General features: G+C 42.8%; 1 protein-coding gene and 2 pseudogenes. All 3 read right to left on the bottom strand.

Annotation, left to right across the window (positions count from 1 at the left end; all coding sequences use genetic code 11):
* Positions 1-18: 18 nt before the first annotated feature.
* The 3 genes and pseudogenes from tnpC to tnpA all read right to left on the bottom strand — a co-directional run bounded on the left by tnpC (position 19) and on the right by tnpA (position 2,143).
* Positions 19-1,502, bottom strand: a pseudogene (gene tnpC, locus L950_RS25010) (IS66 family transposase).
* Positions 1,503-1,551: 49 nt separating this feature from the next.
* Positions 1,552-1,835 (bottom strand): annotated as a pseudogene (tnpB, locus tag L950_RS36925) (IS66 family insertion sequence element accessory protein TnpB).
* Between the two features lie 53 nt (positions 1,836-1,888).
* Positions 1,889-2,143, bottom strand: coding sequence for an IS66 family insertion sequence element accessory protein TnpA (tnpA, locus tag L950_RS25000; protein ID WP_031287793.1), 255 nt, complete (start codon positions 2,141-2,143; stop codon positions 1,889-1,891).
* Positions 2,144-2,285: the final 142 nt, after the last annotated feature.

The raw sequence follows: 2,285 nt of genomic DNA, 5'->3' as shown, positions 1-2,285 counted from the left end.
ACGTATCCGTCCTACGAACTACATGTTTGATTGCCCAATGATTTGTTTATAGTTCTGGGGATATAGCTCCTTGATATTCTTATGGTTTATTGACATGATATTTTGCAACGTATATTTCAGCCATTGAAAAGGATTGACTTCATGTTTCTTACAAATGGCGAATAAAGAATAGATCATAGCTGACCTTTGCGCCGCTTCGTGGCTCCCCGCAAAGAGATAGTTTTTCCTTCCCAGGGCTATAGGTCTTATCGCATTCTCGACGAGATTATTATCAATAAAAAGGTTTCCATCGTATAAATATGCTGATAAAGCATCCCAACGTGCATACGCATAGGCCATCGCTTTCCCAATCTGGCTTTTGGGCAGGGTATTCTTTATTTCTTCGAAGATCCATTTCCCCAACTCGTTGATTACGGGCAGTGATTCAGCTAGTCTAAGTTCTTTGATTTGCTGGGGAGAAAGGTTTTCTTCTTTGGCTTTCCTTTCGTTTATATACAACTGTTGGATCAATAGCAATGCTTTTTCAGCTCTTCTTTTGTCATTATCCAATGCCTTTTCAAACTCACGACGAGCATGCGCCCAACAGGCTAGGTGTGTTACCTCTTTCTTTTTTCCGTACTTCTCGTACACGGCGTACCCATCCGTCTGGAGGTATCCTTTGAAATTTCCAAGCATAGGTACAGCGGCGATGCCACCACGGGTGGGACTATAATCAAACAGTACGGTTCCGTCCAGCGGAGCATGATAGACCAATAGTAGCCTTGATGGGTCGCGCCCTTTTTATCGCTATCCAATACTTTTATCGGTGTTTCATCAACCTGAAGATACCCTTTAGATTTGGTGTCGAAAATGAGATGTTCATACAATGGCTCCAATTTTTCCAATGCCTGTTTGGTCCACCCTTCGATGGTTGAGGATGGGATCTGTATGTTTTCCCTGGCGAAGATCTGCTTCTGACGGTACAGAGGGAGGTGATCCATATACTTACCGGTCAGGATCATCGCAAGAAGACTTGCTCCTGGGATTCCTTTATCGATTACCCGTTCAGGAAGCTCGGCGATGGATACTCTGTCTCCATTTTTAGCTGCATATTTATAGCGAATGTAGCGTTTGATATAGAACTTTGCCGGTTCGCATTCCAGTTCTTCGGTAATTTCTTTACCGATGCATACCATTTCCGACAAATCGCCTTCTGGGTGGATTTCGATTTCCTCTACGGGAAGATGTGCCGGAAGTTTAGCCCGTCCTTTATGGTTGGGACGTTTACGTACATACTCAATCTTTTCTTTGGTTTCTTCCTGTTGCTGTACCACTTCAGCAGGCTCTGCTTCAAAGGGAAGAGCAATCTGGTTAGAATCGCCTTCGAAACGTTCGCGCTTCTGTCCAAACTGCATACGTTTGTACATCGCAAGTTGCGATTCTAAGTAATCTATCTTCTGGTCACGACTGGAAATAACCTTTAAAAGGTCTTCTTTTGAGAGATTTTCCAGCGCTGTTTCCATACCCTAAATGTACGAATAAATCAGGGTTATAGCAACTGAAAAACCGGTTTTATGGTAATAAAAAACGCTTTTTGCGAATGCTTTTCACCACCTGTATGCCTTCGACCATGAGTACCAGCTCACTCCAGGAAAACTCCCCATCTTTTACGTTAGGTGGTAAAAAGGTTCCACTCTCCAGTCGTTTATAATACAGCACGAAGCCACCTTTTTCCCAATGCAGTAGCTTCATATGCGTACGCTACGGTTAAGAAATACAAACACCTCGCCGCTGGTAGCTTGGCGCTGCATGTTCGAACTGATCAGACCACAAAGCCCGTCAAATGATTTTCTCATATCGCAATGACCGTTAAAAAGATAGAAACGATGTGATGATCCGAGCGCAAACACTAATAAATATGAATAAGTTTAGCCACTAATGATAGATCCCTATCTGTACTGATGCGGACCCCATTGGGATAAATGACTTCGATATTTCCTGATTCAACCATGCAGGAGCGGATTTCCGTAAATCCACCTTGCTCAACCTGTTCTGAACTCTTTTTGATCCAATAACTAAGCGTACAGACCTTGATTCCGTGGAAAGAACAAAAATCCTTCTGGCTTAGACCACTCTCTCCCCATTGGGCCACTAACGAGAGCATTTTCTCACGCTTACTTTCTAATAAATTCATGTAAGCAAAGATATATCCTAGAGGAATCTATTTAAATATGTACTTGGTAGGCCGCCATTACCAAAGTACGTTCATACGCAATCATTCTTAGAACAGTACCTGTAATGGACAA

Source organism: Sphingobacterium sp. IITKGP-BTPF85, assembly GCF_001006065.1.
GTDB classification, from domain to species: domain Bacteria; phylum Bacteroidota; class Bacteroidia; order Sphingobacteriales; family Sphingobacteriaceae; genus Sphingobacterium; species Sphingobacterium anhuiense.
This window is presented reverse-complemented; position numbering and strand designations above follow the sequence as displayed.

Excerpts from the sequence above, each read along its gene's own strand:
- tnpA (WP_031287793.1), bottom strand. The coding sequence starts at position 2,143 with ATGCTCTCGTTAGTGGCCCAATGGGGAGAGAGTGGTCTAAGCCAGAAG.